The organism is Rahnella laticis (assembly GCF_015644585.1).
GTDB lineage: Bacteria > Pseudomonadota > Gammaproteobacteria > Enterobacterales > Enterobacteriaceae > Rahnella > Rahnella laticis.
Genome location: NZ_JADOBI010000002.1, coordinates 507713 through 527994, shown reverse-complemented (window position 1 = coordinate 527994; position 20282 = coordinate 507713). Strand labels below are relative to the sequence as shown.

At 51.6% G+C, this 20282-nt stretch carries 14 protein-coding genes; 10 read left to right on the top strand and 4 right to left on the bottom strand.

The features are described from left to right. Positions 1-43: 43 nt before the first annotated feature. The 4 genes from IV433_RS05645 to IV433_RS05630 all read left to right on the top strand — a co-directional run bounded on the left by IV433_RS05645 (position 44) and on the right by IV433_RS05630 (position 4453). Complete coding sequence (locus tag IV433_RS05645) at positions 44-988, top strand: aminoimidazole riboside kinase (protein ID WP_195813383.1); 945 nt, start codon at positions 44-46, stop codon at positions 986-988. A gap of 387 nt (positions 989-1375) precedes the next feature. Beyond that, complete coding sequence (locus tag IV433_RS05640) at positions 1376-2917, top strand: peptide MFS transporter (RefSeq protein WP_195813382.1); 1542 nt, start codon at positions 1376-1378, stop codon at positions 2915-2917. Between the two features lie 150 nt (positions 2918-3067). Beyond that, positions 3068-3673 carry a TetR/AcrR family transcriptional regulator gene (locus IV433_RS05635; protein WP_195813381.1) on the top strand — a complete coding sequence of 202 codons (606 nt, stop codon included), beginning with the start codon at positions 3068-3070 and terminating at the stop codon, positions 3671-3673. Between the two features lie 99 nt (positions 3674-3772). After that, positions 3773-4453: a type 1 glutamine amidotransferase domain-containing protein gene (locus tag IV433_RS05630; protein ID WP_195813380.1), complete on the top strand. Its 681-nt coding sequence runs from the start codon at positions 3773-3775 to the stop codon at positions 4451-4453. Positions 4454-4514: 61 nt separating this feature from the next. Here the strand turns inward: IV433_RS05630 and IV433_RS05625 are convergent, their stop codons facing one another. Next, positions 4515-5729: an MFS transporter gene (locus IV433_RS05625; RefSeq protein ID WP_195813379.1), complete on the bottom strand. Its 1215-nt coding sequence runs from the start codon at positions 5727-5729 to the stop codon at positions 4515-4517. A 1084-nt stretch (positions 5730-6813) separates the two neighbouring features. Here IV433_RS05625 and IV433_RS05620 point away from each other — a divergent pair. The 3 genes from IV433_RS05620 to dcuR all read left to right on the top strand — a co-directional run bounded on the left by IV433_RS05620 (position 6814) and on the right by dcuR (position 9719). Beyond that, a complete protein-coding gene (locus tag IV433_RS05620; RefSeq protein ID WP_195813378.1) occupies positions 6814-7131 on the top strand; it encodes an RcnB family protein in 318 nt (105 codons plus the stop codon). A gap of 252 nt (positions 7132-7383) precedes the next feature. Then, positions 7384-9003 (top strand): sensor histidine kinase, encoded by a 1620-nt coding sequence (locus IV433_RS05615; protein ID WP_195813377.1) that lies wholly within the window; start codon positions 7384-7386, stop codon positions 9001-9003. Then, on the top strand, positions 9000-9719 hold the full coding sequence (gene dcuR / locus IV433_RS05610) for a two-component system response regulator DcuR (RefSeq protein WP_195813376.1): 720 nt from the start codon (positions 9000-9002) through the stop codon (positions 9717-9719). The genes IV433_RS05615 and dcuR overlap by 4 nt, the downstream gene beginning before the upstream one ends. On the opposite strand, the gene IV433_RS05605 is transcribed toward dcuR, so the two are convergent. Both IV433_RS05605 and IV433_RS05600 read right to left on the bottom strand, forming a co-directional pair. Further along, entirely contained in the window at positions 9700-10668 is a 969-nt protein-coding gene (locus tag IV433_RS05605; protein ID WP_195813375.1) for an FAD:protein FMN transferase, read from the bottom strand. The two genes, dcuR and IV433_RS05605, sit on opposite strands and share 20 nt — an antisense overlap. Positions 10669-10839: 171 nt before the next feature. Continuing rightward, positions 10840-13617 (bottom strand): flavocytochrome c, encoded by a 2778-nt coding sequence (locus IV433_RS05600; protein ID WP_195813374.1) that lies wholly within the window; start codon positions 13615-13617, stop codon positions 10840-10842. A 738-nt stretch (positions 13618-14355) separates the two neighbouring features. On the opposite strand from IV433_RS05600, the gene IV433_RS05595 reads away from it, so the two are divergent. The 3 genes from IV433_RS05595 (at position 14356) to IV433_RS05585 (ending at position 19172) form a co-directional block, all read left to right on the top strand. Further along, positions 14356-15867 carry an anion permease gene (locus tag IV433_RS05595; RefSeq protein WP_255533958.1) on the top strand — a complete coding sequence of 504 codons (1512 nt, stop codon included), beginning with the start codon at positions 14356-14358 and terminating at the stop codon, positions 15865-15867. Positions 15868-16057: 190 nt separating this feature from the next. Further along, positions 16058-17704: a class I fumarate hydratase FumA gene (fumA, locus tag IV433_RS05590; protein WP_195813373.1), complete on the top strand. Its 1647-nt coding sequence runs from the start codon at positions 16058-16060 to the stop codon at positions 17702-17704. A gap of 151 nt (positions 17705-17855) precedes the next feature. Beyond that, positions 17856-19172 carry a Fic family protein gene (locus IV433_RS05585; protein WP_195813372.1) on the top strand — a complete coding sequence of 439 codons (1317 nt, stop codon included), beginning with the start codon at positions 17856-17858 and terminating at the stop codon, positions 19170-19172. Positions 19173-19233: 61 nt separating this feature from the next. Here IV433_RS05585 and IV433_RS05580 read toward each other — a convergent pair whose 3' ends face one another. Then, positions 19234-20178: an AEC family transporter gene (locus IV433_RS05580; protein WP_195813371.1), complete on the bottom strand. Its 945-nt coding sequence runs from the start codon at positions 20176-20178 to the stop codon at positions 19234-19236. Positions 20179-20282 lie beyond the last annotated feature (104 nt).

The following is a 20282-nucleotide window of genomic DNA, read 5'->3' as shown; positions in this document are numbered from 1 at the left end:
CCTAACCCTGTAGCCAGAGAGGGATCGAATAGAGGGAATGAAAATGAAAAATCGAATTTGGGTACTGGGCGATGCGGTGGTGGATTTAATTCCGGAAGAGGATGGCCGCTTACTGAAATGTCCGGGAGGCGCGCCCGCTAACGTCGCCGTGGGGATCAGTCGTCTGGGCGGAGAAAGCGCCTTTATCGGGCGGGTAGGGGATGACCCGTTTGGGAAATTCCTGAAGAAAACGCTGAGCGCTGAGGGCGTAGACACAGAGCACATGCTTCTTGACGTCAGCCATCGCACTTCAACCGTGGTGGTTGAAAACGATGCCGACGGAGAACGCTCTTTTACCTTTATGGTGCGTCCGGGTGCAGACTTATTCCTTCAACCGACGGATATTCCTGCCTTTAAAGCCGGGCAGTTTCTGCACCTGTGTTCCATTGCTTTATCCGCAGAACCCAGCCGATCTTCCGCCGTGCTGGCAATGGCACAGATGAAAGCCGCGGGCGGCGTCGTTTGTTTTGATCCGAATATTCGCCACGACTTATGGCCGGATGAAAATCAGCTACGCGATTGCCTGAATCAGGCGCTGTCGATGGCCGATATCATCAAGATTTCCGAAGACGAGCTGGAATATCTGACAGGTGAAGCGCTGCTTTCCGAGGGAATTCTGCGTTTATGCGACCGTCATAATCCTGAACTTTTGCTGGTCACACAGGGCAAAAATGGCGTGTCGGTATACCGCAAAAAAGATGCGTCGTTGATGCAATATCCGGCGCCTGAAGTGAAAGCCCTGGATACAACCGGCGCGGGCGATGCGTTTGTCGCCGGATTACTGGCCGGACTGGCGCAACACTGGCCGCTGAATTCAGAAAGCGACTGGGAACAGACACTCCGTCAGGCGCTCGCTTGCGGGGCACTGGCAACGACGGCCAGAGGGGCCATGACGGCATTACCGGATCGTGCAAATCTGGAGACGTTTTACGCTCTGGGGTTCTCGTAAAGGGAAACGGATAACGCAGATTTCCGGCTCACATCACTGAAACCGGCTGATCAGAACAGACGCGCGGTCATGGCGTCTGTTCTTTTTTGAATGATAAACACGGGCATTTTGTGCAATAAGATTTATCTATAAATCATAGGGTTGTTTTCTGAATGCATTAAATCACCTCGCCCTATTCATGCCAATAACCCCTCTCTTTTTGCCGATTTAAAATCTGTAAAAGTAGACAACTGTCGACTTTTCATCTTAAAGTCCCACGGTTGGCGCTAGTCCTAACTGGTATTTTGCTACCCATAATAATAGCTGATTGTCGTAGAGCGGCCGTCCAGATGCCGCCGGACATTTCGGTATTCACAAGCACGACTAAAGACTTTCTCTGGAGAATTTATGCATTCCTCTGTTAACAAAAACGAGAGCCGGACGTTCTTCGGCCATCCGTATCCGCTGGGTTCATTGTTCTTTACCGAAATGTGGGAACGGTTTTCGTTTTACGGGATCCGCCCTTTACTGATTCTGTTCATGGCCGCGACCGTTTACGACGGCGGCATGGGGCTGGCGCGCGAGAACGCATCGGCAATCGTGGGTATTTTCGCGGGTTGTATGTATCTCGCCGCATTACCGGGCGGCTGGCTGGCGGATAACTGGCTCGGGCAGCAAAAAGCGGTCTGGTACGGTTCTATTCTGATTGCGCTCGGCCACCTGGCGATTGCGTTGTCTGCGTGGTTTGGCGACAACCTGTTCTTTATCGGCCTGATGTTTATCGTCCTCGGCTCCGGCCTGTTTAAGACGTGCATCTCCGTCATGGTCGGCACGCTGTATAAAAAAGGGGATACGCGCCGCGACGGCGGTTTCTCACTGTTTTATATGGGCATTAACATGGGTTCATTTATCGCACCGCTGATTTCCGGCTGGCTGATCAAAACCCACGGCTGGCACTGGGGCTTCGGTATCGGTGGTATCGGGATGCTGGTTGCGCTGATTATTTTCCGCGTTTACGCCGTTCCGGCGATGAAACGCTATGACAGCGAAGTCGGTCTGGATTCCACCTGGAACAGCCCGGTGGCTAAGAAGAAAGGCGTCGGCGGCTGGTTGCTGGCGCTGGCAGCCGGTGTGGCGGTTATCGTTACGCTGATCGCACAGGGCATTATCGTCATCAATCCCGTCGCACTTGCCAGCATGCTGGTGTACGTCATTGCGGCCTCGGTCGTGCTCTATTTCATCTATCTGTTCGTGTTCGCCGGTCTGAATCGCAAAGAACGCGCCAGACTGCTGGTGTGCTTCATTCTGCTGGTTTCAGCGGCGTTCTTCTGGTCCGCGTTTGAGCAGAAACCGACCTCATTCAACCTGTTTGCTAATGACTACACCAACCGCATGATCGGCGATTTTGAAATCCCTGCCGTGTGGTTCCAGTCCGTCAATGCGCTGTTCATCATTTTGCTGGCCCCGGTATTTAGCTGGGCATGGCCGAAACTGGCACAGAATAACGTGCGTCCGAGCAGCATCACTAAGTTCATCATCGGTATTTTGTGCGCCGCGGCGGGCTTTGGGATCATGATGATGGCTGCGCAGAATGTGCTGAGCAACGGCGGAGCAGGGGTATCCCCGCTGTGGCTGGTGGGCAGTATTCTGATGCTGACGTTGGGCGAACTGTGCCTGAGCCCGATCGGGCTGGCGACCATGACACTGCTGGCACCGGAAAGAATGCGCGGCCAGATGATGGGGCTGTGGTTCTGCGCCAGTGCGCTGGGTAATCTGGCGGCAGGCCTGATTGGCGGCCACGTGAAAGCCGACCAGCTGGACGTTCTGCCAGATCTCTTCGCGCGTTGTTCTATTTCGCTGCTGATCTGTGCTGCGGTGCTGTTCGTGCTGATCATTCCGGTACGCAAAATGCTGGAAAATTCACAAACGAAACCCGCGACCAATGCGTGATAAGGCATAACGCTATTCTCAATAAATAGCGGAACAACAGGGTAAAGATGAAAGAGGCAGATCTGACGATCGGCCTCTTTTTTTGGGGTAAAAGATAATTCATTTAATTTACTTGTAGACGACTGGTCTAATCGCTGATAGTTTAGCCCCATGACGACAGCAACTCAGCACCATAACAATGATGTCCGCGAGCACATTCTCGAGACTGGCCAGCGAATTATGGCCGGGAAAGGGTTTTCGGCGGTCGGACTCAATGAAATCCTCAAGGACGCAGGTGTGCCTAAAGGATCTTTCTACCATTATTTCGGTTCGAAAGAGGCCTTTGGCGCGGCGATGCTTGAGCGCTATTTTGATGATTACCTGGCGCAGCTTGACAGCACGCTGAGCCAGCCGGGCCTGAAGATGTCGCAGCGCCTGATGAATTACTGGCAACAATGGCAGGAATCACAGTCATTTTATGACTGCCAGGGTAAGTGCCTTGCCGTGAAACTTGGCGCAGAAGTGGCGGATTTGTCCGACAGCATGCGTTTAACCTTGCAGGCAGGGACCTCAGGGATAATATCGCGGCTTGCGCATGCGTTAGAATCAGGCATCGCGGAAGGCTCCCTGACTCTTGATGATGAACCCGCTCGCGTCGCGGAGAGCCTTTATCAGCTCTGGGTCGGTGCCAGCATTATGGTTAAGATTGTCCGCAATACCGGCCCGTTTGATTCGGCCATGAGCATGACGCAGCAAATTATTCATACCGCCCCCTGACGGGGGTGTATCACAAACGGTTAACCGTTTTTTTATTTACCCAATATCTAGACGACTGGTCTACTTGGTCATTTTACCCCACAACACCGGAGATTTACGATGAAGATTCTTATGGTTTTAACCTCACACGACCAACTGGGCAATACCGGACGTAAAACAGGTTTCTGGCTCGAAGAGCTGGCTGCGCCTTACTATGCGTTCAAAGATGCGGGCGCTGAAATCACGCTGGCTTCGCCAAAAGGCGGTAATCCGCCGTTAGATCCGAAAAGCAATGAACCTGATTTCCAGACTGAGCAGACTCATCGTTTCGAAGCCGATGCGGATGCCGTGGCGCTACTGGCTGCAACGGTTCGCCTCGACATCGTTTCACAGGCCGATTACGACGCTGTTTTCTATCCGGGCGGTCACGGTCCTTTGTGGGATCTTGCAGAAGAAAAAAACTCCATCGCACTCATCGAAGCATTCCTGGCGGCGAACAAACACGTTGCTCTCGTTTGCCACGCTCCCGGCGTACTGCGTCATGTAAAAACACCGGCCGGCAAACCGCTGGTAGAAGGCAAAAAAGTCACCGGCTTTACCAATACAGAAGAAGAGGCGGTTGGCCTGACGGACGTAGTGCCGTTCCTGGTGGAAGACGAGCTGATTGCGAAGGGCGGGGACTATTCCAAAGGCGCAGACTGGAGCTCGTATGTCGTCCGCGACGGCCTGCTGATCACCGGGCAAAACCCGATGTCCTCAACGGAAACGGCAGAAGTGCTGATTAAACAACTGAAGGCGTAAGCGGCTAAAAAATGAAGGTGGCAGGGCGAACCTGTCACCTTCAGTTTGAGATGTTTACACGTTATTCAGAGGTCTGAACTGAAGATTTACGGCGTGATGACAATGAGATACCTAACCCCAGCGCGGCAATTGCTACAACCGGAATACCTATCATCCACGGCAGGGAAAAAGCCACCGCGAACAGCGCAGTTCCCGTTGCTGGCCCCACAGAATCGCGCAAATCACTGACTACCGACAGCGCCGCCATATACGTCGCACGCAGTCTGACCGGCGCCAGCTGATTGACGGCGGCAGGCATCAGCGGGCCGACCATCATTTGTGACAGAGAATAGAAACAAACGGCCACGACCAGAGCCAGAATATGCGGGGAGGTTAAAAGTACCCCGAAAGCCAGGATCAGCGTCAACCCCGCACTGAGCACGATGAACAGAGGTGAGCGTCGGGAAAACATTTTAGTCAGGGTGATCTGCCCGAAAGTATTGAGCACCGCGCCAAAGGTGAACAACAAGCCGACATCCGTGTTGCTCATTCCCAGCTGATTATGGGCATAGAGCGGTAAAATGGCCTCAACCCAGCTGCCTGAAACGCCCAGCAGCAGAGTCCAGAACAATAAAATGGCAAGCCGCCGGTCGCGAAAAGCGGGCATCAAAGCCGCAAAACCTTCATCTTCTTCCTCGTCATCCGGTTCATCGCCATGTTCCCGGGTTTCTGGCAGGCAAAGAATCAGCAGAACGGCGCCACACAACAGAGCAATCCCGCTGGCCATAAACACGTCGCCCAGGCTGCTTTGCACGATGACAGCACCCAGCAGCGGGCCCGCAATCCCGCCAGCATATGAGCAGACGCGTGCAATACTGAATTGGTGACGATGCTCGGAAGCCGCTGTTACGTCAGCGATTAGCGTGTATATCGTGGGGTGTAAGACAGATTCAAAAATCCCGATGACCAGCAGAACCCATGCGGCTTCAATGACACCATGCGAGAAGTAGAGCGCAATGAACCCAAGACCAACGCCGGTAGCCGAGAGTACAAGCACCGGCCTGCGGCCAATGCGGTCAGCAATGCCGCCAATAAACGGCGCAGCAATCAGTTCGCCACCCGCATAACAGCCAAACAGTAAGCCGATCAGCCCGACCGGAATTGCCGCCGTGTGTTGCGCCCAAAGCGGAAAGAATGGCACCATCAGGCCGTCTGCAAAACCAGCCAGAAAATAGAGGATGAATCCCAGAACTTGCGGATTTCGAAATGAAAAAAGAGGGAGAGAAAATTTAGACATTTATCGTTACCTGCACATCAGATTGCCCGCAGTTAAGCGGGAGATGCGCGTTGGTTAACGTAAACGCTTACGACCTTCAGAAGGCACTGCCAAAATAATCAAAGCTGATGTGATTTTCAAGCCCGGCATCAACGCTGCGTACAAGAGATCGAAAGATTTTGATGAGATTTGGGATAAAATGGGATCCGCGATTTGGTGCGCATAATCATGATTATGTTAAATAAGAATACCAATAACGAACCTGCCATCACTCAACCGTCTCTCCTGCATGTCCCATCCTGCGTGATGTTCCCTTCCAGCACTTTTCTCCCGTCAGATATCAAAATCATTAAACCGGTTTTGGATGCCTGATGACGCGTCGAATGTCCCGCTGATGTAGGTTCCGTCTCTGAAAATGACCACTTCGTCTACCCTCACAGGATGAGCACAGTCGGCACACTGGATGGAATGCACGACTTCTGCGAACGGAGAATTCACCGCGGCAATAAAACGGTCTGAGCCACATTGTTCACAAACAATCCTGATATCCGGCATGGAATGAACTCGGCATGAGAAAAAAAAGAGTGCACTCAAGATAACATAACCAGAACAATCTTATTGTGGATATTGCAGACACATGAAACCAGAAACTGCAGCGTAGCGCGTTTTATCACGCTTTAGGAAAGAAATTGATTTGCGGTGCAGGATATTATGCCGACCAGACAAATAAAAAAAGCCCGCATTAGCACGGGCAAGCACATATTCGGACACAAGGGATAAATGCAGTGGTTATCTGTAGCGAGATACAGATAACTCAATCATAGCTCTCCGGCTGAAACCCGCTGCGTAACAGGCTGTACAGGTTCAAAAATAAGAATTTTCCGCGTTTTTCAGAAACCAGAGTCTGAATGAAGTGGAAAAAGCGGTACCTGCACCCTGCTTCATTTGCATTTAGACACAATAAAACGCCCCGTCCTTTGGTGATTTTCTCGTTATTATTCTGTCCTACAAAAAAGCACAGGTTTCGGCTTTACTGCTCACACAATGGATTGGCGGCATATCACCGAGGCAGGCATTACGTTGATGGTTTTAAACGGGATAATCTATGCGTCATTCTAAAATTGTTATGTTATCAGCTCTGGTTGTTTCTTCCTTATTGCCACTGGGCAATACAGCGTTCGCTGCGTCAAACTCTCATGAAATCAAATCGTTCTACGATGATTCCAAACTTTACTCGATTGGCGATCAGGTTCCGGCGCTGTACCGCACCAAGCCTTATGAAATCATCGGCTGGCAGGAACGTCATCTTCCTGCGCCGGATGCAGGCACCCACTGGACGTATATCGGTGGCAGCTACGCGCTGATCACCGACACTGACGGTAAGATCACTAAAGCCGAAAACGGCGATATCTACTTCCAGTAAGACGTTTTACGTTCGTGTCTGTAAGGCCTGAAGAGATTCAGGCCTTTTTCTTTACAGCATTGGAAGACACGCCGCAAAACGCACTTTAGAAAGTATTAAATAGCGGTAAGATCAAGCGAATAGACTTATCATTATGGCTGAACAGGGTTAGTTCATCGTTCATGCCAGGGTCAGTACATCGGCGCAGGACGTTTAACGCGAACTATTAATTATCATTCATGAGCATTCTGCTCTTTTCTTTTTGGGGCTCCCATGAGCGACTCGCAGCAACGTCAATCAGTGCGCAAGCACCCCATGAAACTCAGCACTTCCGTCATTCTGATGATCAGCGCCGTGATTGCTTCCGTGCTGCTGGTTGTCCACCTGCTCTATTTTGTCCAGGTCAGCGATACCACGCGTGATGGTGTTAAGGATAAAGCGCTGGCAGTGGCGAGAACGCTCGCAGATTCCCCCGAAGTGAAACACGCCCTTTCCCTTTCTCCTGACAGCGGGATAATCCAGCCGATCGCCAGCGCCATGCAAAAGCGCAACGATCTGCTGTTTGTCGTGGTCACGAATATGGACGGCATCCGTTTCTCACATCCGAATACAGATGTGATCAGTCATCATTTTATCGGTGATGACATCAATCCCGCGCTGCTCGGCAACGAAAATGTCTCTATAAACAAAGGGACGCTGGATAAAGCATTGCGCGTCTTTACGCCGGTGTATGACGATCATCACAAGCAAATCGGCGTGGTCGCCATCGGGATTTCGCTGGTAAAAGTCACAGAACAAATTAATAAAAGCCGCTGGAGCATTCTCTGGACCGTGCTGTTTGGCATGATGGTTGGCGCACTGGGCACCTGGTTCCTGGTCAAAATGCTGAAACGCATTCTGTTCGGGCTGGAGCCTTATGAGATTTCGACACTGTTCGAACAGCGCCAGGCGATGCTGCAATCTATCAAGGAAGGTGTGATAGCCGTTGACCAGGACGCACATGTGACGCTCATCAACCAGACCGCCCGCCAGATATTTCAGGAAACCGCCACGGACGTGGAGCCGGATGTGGATTCCCTGCCGCTTATCGCCAACCTGCGCGATGTGCTCAATACCGGCGTTCCTCGCCGTGACGAAGAGATTAACTACAAAGGCCGTTTGCTGCTGAGCAATACCGTGCCGGTGCGCAATAACGGCGTCATTATTGGCGCAATTTGTACCTTCAGGGACAAAACGGAAGTCAGCCAGTTGATGCAGCGCCTGAGTGGCATGGTAAACTACGCCGATTCGCTGCGGGAACGCTCGCATGAGTTTATGAATAAACTCCATGTGATACTCGGTTTGCTGCACATGAAAAGTTACACGCAACTGGAAGATTACATTCTCAAAACGGCCAATAATTATCAGGCTGAAATCGGGTCCCTGCTGCTGAAAATCAAGTCTCCGGTTATCGCCGGATTCCTGCTGAGTAAGATTAACCGCGCCTCGGATACCCGGCATTTGCTGACGCTCAGCGACGACAGCCTGTTGCCTGATAACAACAATGAAAATCAGGTCGCGGCGCTAATCACCGTGCTGGGAAATCTGATTGAAAATGCGCTGGATGCGCTTGGTGACCAGCCGGACGGCGAAGTCAGCGTGCTGTTGCATTATCAGAATGGCTCGCTGGCCTGCGTTGTGAGTGACGACGGACCGGGGATTACACCGGAGAACGTCGAGGCAATATTTGAAAAAGGTGTTTCATCCAAGGGTGATCAACGTGGTATGGGGTTGTTCCTTGCAAAACAGCAAGTTGAAAGCCTCGGCGGAACCATTAACGTGGAATCCGAACCCGATGTTTATACCCAATTTTTTGTACAACTTCCCTGGGATGGTGAGAGGACAAGTTCTTGATCAATGTGCTGATAGTTGATGATGATGCCATGGTAGCCGAGCTTAACCGCTGCTACGTGGGCCAGATTGAAGGCTTCGCGTGCTGCGGCACGGCGTCGACGTTACAACAGGCGAAAGACCTGGTTTTGAATTCAGAACTGTCTATTGACCTGATTTTACTCGATGTTTACATGCAACAGGACAACGGCCTGGATTTACTTCCTGAGCTGCGCGATGCCCGCCGTCCTATCGACGTGATCGTGATTTCATCCGCTGCCGATGCTGAAACCATCAAAAAATCGCTGAATTACGGCGTTGTGGATTATCTGATCAAGCCGTTCCAGTTTTCCCGTTTCGAGGAAGCACTGACGGGCTGGCAGCAGAAAAAAACGCTGATGGATAACCAGCAATATTACGAGCAGTCGGACGTTGACCGGTTAATTCATGGCAATAACCCGGCGTCGGCAGAATCCAAAAAGCTGCCGAAAGGCCTCACGCCACAAACGCTGCGCACGCTGTGCCAGTGGATTGACGAGCATCCGACGATGGAATTTTCTACCGACGAACTCGCCAGTTCAGTGAATATTTCGCGGGTCTCTTGCCGTAAATACCTGATATGGCTGGCACAGATGAACATCCTCTTCACCAGCATTCATTATGGCGTGACCGGCAGACCGGTTTATCGCTACCGCTTACAGGCCGATCATTACTCGCTGCTTAAGCAATACTGCCAGTAATGTGATAGTCCGGGTCCAGCGGCGTGAACGTAAACTGCCGCTGCGACGAGAAGATAATCTGCTGGTCTTTCGTGACAAAAACAGCCTCAATGTGCGGGAAATTCTGCAAGTACCTGAGGCTTTTTTCCACGCCCATGCCGTAAAGCAACGTGGTGTAGATATCACCATCAATCGAATCATCGGAAATAATGGTCACGCTGAGAAGCTCGTTATCCAGCGGATAGCCGGTTTTCGGGTCGAGAATATGATGATAACGCTGGCCGTTTAGCTCGAAATACCGTTCGTAAATGCCCGATGTCACCACCGATTTGTTCGTCACGTTTATCACGCCAATCAGCGACTCCGGCTCAGAAAATGGCTTTTTCAAACCAATCGCCCACGCGCCTTCTGCCCCCGCGCCCAGTGTTTGGACATTGCCACCCAAATTGATCAGCGCCTGAGCAACCCGCTGTTCCCGCAAAAAATCCCGAACCACATCCGCAATATAGCCCTTGGCAATCGCGCCAAGATCGATTTCCATCCCCGCTTTATGCAGAAAAACGGACTGCGATCCTTCGTCGAGGATCACGTCATGCGGATCCGTGATCTTCAGCAGCGCCTGTAAGTCAGTGGCCGCAGGCACGCTGTTGCCGCTGAAACCGATTTTCCAGCGCTTAACCAGCGGGCCGATGGTGAAATTAAAACTGCTGTTTTCCAGTACGCTCACGGCTTTCGCCCGGCTGATCAGGTCAAACACCGGTTTGCTGACGGCAACGGCGTGATCGCCTGCCGCATGGTTAACCGACATCACTTCAGATTGCTGGCGGTTAACCGTCAGTTTGTTTTCCTGAAGTTTGATGAGCCGGAAAACGTTTGAGGCCAGGGTTTCATTATGTTCAAACAGCTTGAGAAGAATGGGCGAACCCATCAAAACGGCGGAGTAAGCATAAACACGATCATCTGGCGTCATCAGATTTATCCAAAAACAGGCCTTAACACAGACCTTAAAGAAGAAAAGTAAAAAGCCCGCCCCACAGCGATGCGGGACAGGCTTTACGTTGAACTGAAACCTTAACCTTACGGGTTACAGGCGCTGGCGTAGCGTTGCCAGACTCCGTGCAACCGCAAGGAAAACGGTTCTTTATTGCATCGCGTATTTCGCTGCATTCTGTCCAGCAAGAATACCGAAGATAATGATATCTGCAACGGCATTCCCGCCGATACGGTTGCCCCCGTGGATCCCGCCGACCACTTCACCGGCTGCAAATGCACCGCTGAGCACCTGTTTCTGAGCATCCAGCACGCAGGTATCGGTGTTAATGGTCACGCCACCCATGGTGTGATGAACCCCCGGTGCGATACGGATTGCGTAGAACGGCCCCTGATTGATCGGATGGCGCATCGCTGTTTTACGGCCAAACTCGGCATCGTCCTGTTTATCCACCGCAACGTTGTAAGTTTCCAGCGTAGCGAGGAATGCGTCTGACCCCATTTCCAGCTTAGCGGCGAGTTCGCGTGGCGTTGCTCCGCTGATAACGAAACCACGTGCAATGTACTCATCCGCCGCTTTGTTGTTTAAACGCACCTGCTCGTCGAAGACCACGTAGGCAAATTTCTCTGGCAGACCGATGATTTTTGCTGAAACTTTATCGCGCGTTTCCATCTCATTGAAGAAGCGATGGCCCGCCTGGCTGACCAGGATCGCGCCGCCGCCACGGATGGCTTCGGAAATCAGATATGACGTTGTCTGTTCCACGGTCGGGTGAATCTGAATTTCGCCCATATCGACAGTACCGGCACCGATTTTTTCCAAAATGGCAATACCGCCGCCGGTCGCACCTTTGTGATTGGTGGTCACAAAACCGTCCAGTTCAGGGCGATATTTCACGACCATGTCGCGGTTGGCACTGAAACCACCGGTCGCAACAATCACGCTTTTGGCATTTACCGTTAGCACTTCGTTTTCATCGTTGAGCAGTTCTACGCCCTGCACCGCGCCGTTGATGTAACGGATTTCGGTCACGGACGTATCCAGCATCACGTCGATATTGCGTTTGTTGAGGTTTTTCACCAGACCGCTGATCAGGAAGCCGCCGACTGCGCTGCGGTCTGCCGGACGGTGCGTACGGTCGATACTCATCCCGCCGGTGATGGTGATATCGCTCAGTTCGATGTTGTGTGCAGCCAGCCATTCGACGGCCTGCGGGGCACGTTCGATGAATTCTTTCAGCAGCACAGTGTTATTTTTGAACTGGCCGCCTTTCAGGGTTTCCTGATAGAACAGCTCTTTACTGTCTTCGATGCCTTTCAGTTTCTGATAACGGGTTTCCGCGGCGTTCATACCCACCGAGGCTTTGATGGTGTTGCCGCCGATGGTAGACATTTTCTCGACGATCAGCACTTTCGCGCCTTCATCACAAGCCTGAATCGCTGCCGCCAGGCCGGCACCGCCGCTGCCAACCACCACCACGTCGTAGCTTTGAGGCTCGGAAAGGCTGCCGCCCTCTTCCAGTAATTGCGCTTTGCAGGATTTTGCGATGGCTTTGGATACCGCTTTCTTCACCGCTTCACTCTGTTCAGTTGCCCCCGTAACGGCGTCAACGTGCGGGCTGTTGGCATCCAGAATACGTGTACGGATAATGTCGAAGCTGGTGGTGAACTCCACGTCCAGCTCCGCACCGGCTTCCAGCACGATGTCAGAGATGCGGTCGGTTTCCAGACTGACGTTAATCGCCAGTTCACGCGCATTGTCCTGCACTTTTTCCTGGAAGATACCGGCTTTGAATTTTTTCGACGTCATGCTCATGTCGCGGATCATCGCGTCAACCAGCGAGAAGCGCCACAGCGGTTCAGGGATGGTCAGGGCTTCGCGCTGTGTGCTGTCGATGAACAGCTCGAGTTTCTGATCATTGGCAATACGGTCGGTCCAGTCCGGATAAGCAATGCAGGCTTTACCGATGGCAATCATGTCGTAGCCATGTTCCAGCGCCAGCTCCGCGTCGGCTTTATTCACAATACCGCCCACGCCCATCACCGGGATCGCCGCCAGCACGTCAGAACGCATCGCGACATATTTGTCGATAAGCGGCGTCGGGTCAGTGGTATCGACGATGGAAGGACGCAGCGAATAACCGAGGGAGAAATGCAGATAATCCAGACCGCGTGCTGCCAGTTGCTCGAGCAGATACATAGTGTCCGCGAAGCGAATTCCCGGCTCTTCGAGTTCTTCCGGTGAGAAACGGTAGCCAATAATGAATGAGGAATCGGCGTATTTCTGCGCCATTTCATGGGTGATATCCAGCACCGCCAGCGGGAAGCGTGCGCGGTTTTCGCGGCTGCCGCCCCATTTATCGTTACGCTGGTTGGAGTTCGGGGAGAAAAACTGCTGGATAAGGTAAGTATTCGCGCCGTGAATTTCCACGCCGTCGAAACCGGCTTCAATCGCGCGGCGGGTTGCTTCACCAAATTTGGCAATCATGCCATCGACTTCTTCGGCGCTTAACGCAGCCGGCGTTGCTGCGCCGTCACGCGGAGCGGCCAGCGCACTTGGCGCAACCGGCTGCTGTCCGCCGATCAGTTTGGGTTCACTCATGCGGCCGCCGTGATAAATCTGCAACAGCGCTTTGGAACCCTGAGATTTCACTGCTTCGGCAATTTTCGCCAGACCGGCGATTTTGCTGTCATTGTCGATACCGATAGCGCCCGGGAATGCGAGCCCTTTATCATCAACAAAACAGCACTCGACGATAACGGTGCCGATACTGCCTGCGCGGGCACGGTAATACTCCACCAGTTCGCTGGTAACGGTGCCATCATAAAAACCGGTGCAGGTGGTCATGGGTGCCATCAGGAAACGGTTTTTCAGTACAGTACCATTTGGCAGAGTGAACGGACTCAATAGCGGTTGGTTGGTGCTCATAATGATAACTCCAAATTTTAAGTATTAATTTTCTGAATTCTTTACCGGCCGCTATTTGACGAAATATCTGATTATTATTTGTGTGTTTTATTTCATTGCCGGTCTGATGCTTATTAATATAGTTTTATTTTTAGTTTCAAAACCTCTTACATTAGTTTATTAACTATTTATCTATTAACTTAATGCCTGTTATATTAAAAATATGTTAACGCTAAAAATAAATAATCACATTCGTGTAAACTACGATCTTATTTGTATTTATATGATCAGATAACTATTACATCCGTAGCCGGCTTTCCCGCAAGAAATCAGAGATTTCGCCTGCCCGCAAGGCCACGGGCATCCGCGCAGTCAGGCTCACGGATGTGAATGACTCTCATTTATGAATACCCCTGTTTGTGCAAGGGTTACATCCGCAAAGATACTCCCATCACAACTTCCCGGCAGTTTGATTTAATAGCGTCTCTTCAGGGCATTTATTCATTCTAAAATTTAAACTGCCACCGTATTTTGTTGATCAAGATCAACAGTAATAAATAGGGAAAACGCATTATATAAACATTTCCTCCCTCTTAAGGGGAATGACATCTACCAAACACAAATAATAATAACGGGGCAGATTTTCAATAAGTAACGGGCAACGTTAAATAACTAAAAAAACCAAAGTAACTAAAAAAATACATAAGACATTTTACCTAAGCATCATCACAATATTCCTAACTACCTAAGATAAATATTATGAGCGAAATAACAAAAACTGCGGTGAAAGAGCCAGCGAAAAAAGCCGAAACCGGCAAGAAAAATCGCTGGATCTTTATGTTACTTCCCGTGCTGGTGGCGGTTCTGTTGCTGCTGGTTCCTACTCCTGATGGCCTTGAACCTTACGCATGGCACTTCTTCGCCATTTTTGTCGGTGTCATCGTCGGTCTGATCTTCGAGCCATTGCCAGGTGCCGTTATCGGCCTGACCGGTGTCGTGGTCATCGCCCTTTTCAGCCAGTGGTTGCTGTTCAGCCCGGCAGAACTGGCGGATCCGAAATTCAAAATGGCTGCACAGTCCTTTAAATGGGCAGTCAGTGGTTTCGGCAACTCTACGGTCTGGTTAATCTTCGGCGCATTCATGTTTGCCGCGGGCTACGATAAAACCCAGTTTGGCCGCCGTCTGGCGCTGATTCTGGTGAAATATCTGGGTCGCCGCAGCCTGACGCTCGGTTATGCCATCACCTTCGCAGACCTGCTGCTGGCACCGTTCACACCGTCCAATACCGCGCGCAGCGGCGGCACGATCTACCCGATCATTGCCAACCTGCCCCCGCTGTACGGCTCAAAACCTAACGACCCGAGTGCGCGTAAAATCGGTTCTTATCTGATGTGGGTTGCGATCACCGCGGCGTGTATCACCAGCTCGATGTTCCTGTCTGCACTGGCACCTAACCTGCTGGCGCTGGGCATCGTGAACAGCGTCACCGGAATCAACATTTCCTGGGGCACCTGGTTCATGGCGTTCCTGCCGGTCGGCTTGCTGTTGCTGCTGACCATGCCGCTGCTGGCCTACTGGTTCTACCCGCCGGAAGTCAAAGTGAATGACGAAGTGCCAAAATGGGCGACGTCTGAACTGGCAAAACTGGGCAGAATGTCCCGTCACGAAATCCTGCTGCTGGTCTTCGTATGCTGTGCGCTGGCGATGTGGATTTTTGCCGCCAGCTTCATTGAGCCAGCAATGGCTGCCCTGCTGGTTGTGGTTCTGATGTTGTGGACCGGCGTTCTGAACTGGAACGATATCACCAGCAATAAACCGGCCTGGAACACCTTTGCCTGGTTTGCCACGCTGGTTGCTCTGGCCGATGGCCTGTCCCGTACGGGTTTCATCGCCTGGCTGGGTAAAGAAGGCGCTGCGCTGATGGGCGGTATCTCTCCGGGCGCGGCGACAATCGCCCTGCTGCTGGCGTTCTACCTGCTGCACTATCTGTTTGCCAGCACCACCGCACACACCACCGCACTTTTACCGGCTATGCTGACTATTGGTGCTGCGATCCCGGGCATCAATATGCAGGTGTTCTGTCTGCTGATGGTGACGTCTCTGGGTGTTATGGGGATCATCACACCGTACGGTACTGGCCCGAGCCCGATTTACTACGGGAGTGGTTATCTGCCAACCAAAGATTACTGGCGTCTGGGCACCATCTTCGGTGCAATCTTCCTGGTCGCATTACTGGTTATCGGCTACCCGTGGATGGTGATGATGTTCTGAGGGTGTGCATAAAATCACCTACAAAGCATTAACAGAGCATTTACTGAAATAAAACAGTTAAACCACGTTGCCAGCCTGTGTATTTGGCTGGCAACATACGGAACGAATAGAAACGTCGCCGTGATTTTCCCGTACTCTTCCTGAAAATCGTTGTACCCGTGGCGGCCATAACGGATTAAGTGAGAAAACAATGTCGAATAAACCTTTCTACTATCAGAATCCCTTCCCCGTTTCCAAAGACGAAACCGAATACTATCTGCTGACCAAAGAGCACGTCTCCGTCAGCCAGTTTGACGGTGAAGACGTTTTAAAAGTCGCGCCCGAAGCGCTTACCCTGCTGGCGCAGCACGCATTTCACGATGCTTCTTTCATGCTGCGTCCTGCGCATCAGCAACAAGTTGCCGCAATCCTGGATGACCTGGAAGCCAGCGAAAACGACAAATACGTCGCATTGCAGTTCCTGAGAAACTCAGAGATCGCCGCGAAAGGCATTCTGCCAACCTGCCAGGACACCGGCACCGCGATCATCATGGGCAAAAAAGGCCAGCGCGTCTGGACTGGCGGCAACGACGAAGCCAGTCTGTCTCAGGGCGTGTACAACACGTTCATCGAAGACAACCTGCGCTATTCGCAGAATGCTGCGCTGGATATGTACAAAGAAGTGAACACCGGCACCAACCTGCCAGCGCAAATCGACCTCTACAGCGTCGATGGCGACGAGTACAAATTCCTGTGCATCGCCAAAGGCGGGGGTTCTGCGAACAAAACCTATCTTTATCAGGAAACCAAAGCGCTGATTACCCCGGCGAAGCTGAAAGGTTATCTGGTTGAGAAAATGCGCACGTTGGGCACAGCGGCCTGTCCTCCGTACCATATCGCGTTTGTTATCGGCGGTACTTCTGCCGAAGCCACGCTGAAAACAGTGAAACTGGCGTCAACCCATTACTACGATGGCCTGCCAACTGAAGGCAACGAACACGGTCAGGCGTTCCGCGACGTACAGCTCGAACAGGAATTGCTGGTCGAAGCGAACAATCTGGGCCTCGGCGCACAGTTCGGTGGCAAATACTTTGCTCACGACATCCGCGTTGTCCGTCTTCCACGCCACGGCGCTTCCTGCCCGGTAGGCATGGGCGTTTCCTGCTCAGCTGACCGTAACATCCGCGCGAAAATCAACAAAGACGGTATCTGGATTGAGAAACTGGAAAGCAATCCGGGCAAATATATCCCTGAATCACTGCGTCATGCAGGCGAAGGCGAAGCCGTTAAAGTTGACCTGAACCGCCCGATGAAAGAAATCCTCGCGCAGCTTTCTGAATATCCGGTATCAACCCGCCTTTCCCTGAGCGGTACGATTATCGTGGGCCGTGACATTGCGCACGCCAAACTGAAAGAGCGTCTGGATAACGGCGAAGGTTTGCCGCAGTACGTTAAAGATCACCCGATTTACTATGCTGGCCCGGCGAAAACGCCGGAAGGTTATGCATCCGGTTCCCTCGGCCCGACCACCGCAGGCCGTATGGATTCCTACGTGGATCTGCTGCAATCAAACGGCGGCAGCATGATCATGCTGGCAAAAGGCAACCGCAGCCAGCAAGTGACGGATGCGTGTCACAAACATGGCGGCTTCTATCTGGGTAGCATCGGCGGCCCGGCAGCGGTTCTGGCTCAGCAAAGCATCAAGAGCCTGGAATGCGTTGAATATCCTGAATTAGGGATGGAAGCCATCTGGAAAATTGAAGTCGAAAACTTCCCGGCGTTCATCCTGGTGGATGACAAAGGCAACGACTTCTTCCAGCAGATTCAGCAAAACCAATGTGCTAAATGCGTGAAGTAATCGCATTGCAGTAAAACATAAGGCCCGCCGTAAATGGCGGGCTTTTTTATTTATGCCGCAGAACCGGGTTCTTACAGATCAGAACAATTTGACGCCATCCCGCAGCAGCGTAAACTATATCAATATTCTTAATTTTTGAGATAGATTGCAAATGAGCATTAAACTGCCGCCTGAGTTAACCCCTCTGTCATCCGTCACAGGCGAACAATTAGAGCATTACCTGCCCTACGCGCGTCTGGTGGATGAACGCGGACGTTATATGCCTTGGGATGAATTCAGGCACCGCGTGAATAAGGGTGATGATCAGGTTTTGGCCTGGAGTTTTACCCGCAGAGCGCGCGCTTTCGCATCCCAATTTATTGATTATGAGAACGAATCAGGACAGCGTGCGGGTTTCAATACTACGGCATCCATGAATGAGACCTGCGAGCGCGTTGACAAATCTGGCACAACGCAGGCGCTGCGCCAGCAGGAAGAGAGGTTGCAGGGTACAGGCGCCGCGCTGATACCGCTTGAACTTGATGAAGCAATTACCAGTTCACAGCTTGAGGGGGCCAATACCACAACTCGGGTGGCACGCAGTATGCTCGAGTCAGGCAGAAAACCGCGTACCGAGAGCGAACAAATGATTGTCGGGAACGCCCGGCTGATGGCCGAAATCTCTGAGCATCTGGATGAACCCCTCTCCATCAGCCTGATCCGACATTTGCATGCTGTCGGTATGGAGGGAATTGACGATAGCAAGTACATGCCTGGTCAGTTTCGTGATTCGGATGACATCGTGATTGCGGATTACGACGGCAATATCGTTCACCAACCGCCGCAAGCTGCCAATATTATTGAGCGGCTTGAGAACGTCTGTTCGTGGATAAACTCAGATGCAGGTCCCTACGTTCATCCGCTTCTGCGAGCCTGCATTTTGCACTTTATGATTGCCCATGAACATCCGTTCCGGGATGGCAACGGCCGAACCAGCCGGGCATTGTTTTACTGGTATCTGCTTAAATCGGGCTATGAAGCCTTTCGGTTTATTTCAATCAGCAACCTGCTTTACGCAGCACCGGTCAAATACGCCCGTAGTTATCAGTACACGGAAACTGATGGCATGGATCTCACCTACTTCCTGGAATATCAGCTGAGTATCATCAGACGGGCACTTGATAATCTCTATCACCACATAGATGCTCTTGTAACGCGCCGGACATCTCTCGACATCATGCTGTTCAAATCAGGAGCCCTGCAAAGACTCACTCAGCGCCAGATAGCACTCGTCAACATCATGCTGGCTGCACCCGGTAAGGAATTTACCGCAGCAGAAGTCAGCCAAAAAATGGGCGTTTCTGATAACACGGCAAGAAACGATCTGCGTGCACTGGTGCGGGAACAGTTGTCAGAAGAACATAAAACAAACGGGCAGCAGACCGTGTATATTGCCGTGAATAAGCCTGTGCACATCGCTTCAAACTGAGGAGAGTGAACGGGTTCTGAGCTTTTAATCAGGCCGTTCACTCTCCGTGAATCTTACTGGTTTAAGACATCATAAAAATCACGATCCCTTCCGTCACAATTCCGAGTGCAGTCCCGATGAGAATGGAAGAGGACGCGGATTCCACGTAGGTATCGCTGCGCACCGCAAACATTCCGGCGGCAATCGCCGACGGCGTAGCACCGATAATCACCACCTGCTGCATCAGCGTATGGCTCAGCCCAAATGCTATCCCGGCGGCGGCCATGATGGCCGGCTGGATTAAGTTTTTCATCCCGATGTTGGTAAACGTATGGATATTCAGCGTCGGACGTTCACCGAAGAACAACAACCCCAGCGCGAATAACGAAATCCCGCCTGCCGTTTTCCCCATCATTTCAACTGAAGATGAAAGCAGTTCAGGGATTTTGATCCCTGCCAGACTCATGATGACGCCGAGCACCGGGATCCACACAATCGGGTTTCGCACCGCTTTAAACAGATTGGTCAGAATCATTTTGCCCAGGCTGCCCTGCCCGGCCAGTTCACTGTCTTTATCCCCCATGCGGATCAGAACGATGGTCAGCGGGATCATCAGTACGCTGGTGATCAGATTCCCGACCAGTACGCCGAGAAAACCTTCCGGCCCGATAAGCACAGCCAGAACCGGCGCGCCGAAATACGCCATATCCGGAAACGCACAAACCAGCGACTGAATAGCGCTGGTTTTTATGTCGTGCCGGAACAGAAACCGCGAGATGCACAATGTCAGAAGATAAGACCCCATCAGGCCAATCACCAGCACAGCCATAAAGGATAAATTCTGTATTTTGGAAGGATCGGTGTGTAATGCGCCGATAAAAAGATGTAATGGCAAAGCAAAACGAATCACCACGGTGGCTAATACCGTTGCATCGTCCCGTTTCATATAACCGAGTTTCCCGCTCAGCCAGCCTAAAACCATAACAAAAACTAAAGGAAATAAAGAGGATAAGAGTAACGTTGGCATAATCAGACCTTTATCTTTTTTATTGTTAATTGAATGAAGGAAAATAAAACCGCGAGTCTTTATATTATTTTAACCCAGAGGTATTTGTGATAATGCTCACATCT

What these genes read in the sequence shown, in the direction of transcription:
- IV433_RS05585 (WP_195813372.1), top strand. Translation starts at nt 17,856, where the DNA reads ATGAGCATTAAACTGCCGCCTGAGTTAACCCCTCTGTCATCCGTCACA.
- IV433_RS05645 (WP_195813383.1), top strand. Translation starts at nt 44, where the DNA reads ATGAAAAATCGAATTTGGGTACTGGGCGATGCGGTGGTGGATTTAATT.
- IV433_RS05615 (WP_195813377.1), top strand. Translation starts at nt 7,384, where the DNA reads ATGAGCGACTCGCAGCAACGTCAATCAGTGCGCAAGCACCCCATGAAA.
- IV433_RS05595 (WP_255533958.1), top strand. Translation starts at nt 14,356, where the DNA reads ATGAGCGAAATAACAAAAACTGCGGTGAAAGAGCCAGCGAAAAAAGCC.
- IV433_RS05640 (WP_195813382.1), top strand. Translation starts at nt 1,376, where the DNA reads ATGCATTCCTCTGTTAACAAAAACGAGAGCCGGACGTTCTTCGGCCAT.
- IV433_RS05625 (WP_195813379.1), bottom strand. Translation starts at nt 5,729, where the DNA reads ATGTCTAAATTTTCTCTCCCTCTTTTTTCATTTCGAAATCCGCAAGTT.
- IV433_RS05635 (WP_195813381.1), top strand. Translation starts at nt 3,068, where the DNA reads ATGACGACAGCAACTCAGCACCATAACAATGATGTCCGCGAGCACATT.
- IV433_RS05580 (WP_195813371.1), bottom strand. Translation starts at nt 20,178, where the DNA reads ATGCCAACGTTACTCTTATCCTCTTTATTTCCTTTAGTTTTTGTTATG.
- fumA (WP_195813373.1), top strand. Translation starts at nt 16,058, where the DNA reads ATGTCGAATAAACCTTTCTACTATCAGAATCCCTTCCCCGTTTCCAAA.
- IV433_RS05620 (WP_195813378.1), top strand. Translation starts at nt 6,814, where the DNA reads ATGCGTCATTCTAAAATTGTTATGTTATCAGCTCTGGTTGTTTCTTCC.
- IV433_RS05630 (WP_195813380.1), top strand. Translation starts at nt 3,773, where the DNA reads ATGAAGATTCTTATGGTTTTAACCTCACACGACCAACTGGGCAATACC.
- IV433_RS05600 (WP_195813374.1), bottom strand. Translation starts at nt 13,617, where the DNA reads ATGAGCACCAACCAACCGCTATTGAGTCCGTTCACTCTGCCAAATGGT.
- IV433_RS05605 (WP_195813375.1), bottom strand. Translation starts at nt 10,668, where the DNA reads ATGACGCCAGATGATCGTGTTTATGCTTACTCCGCCGTTTTGATGGGT.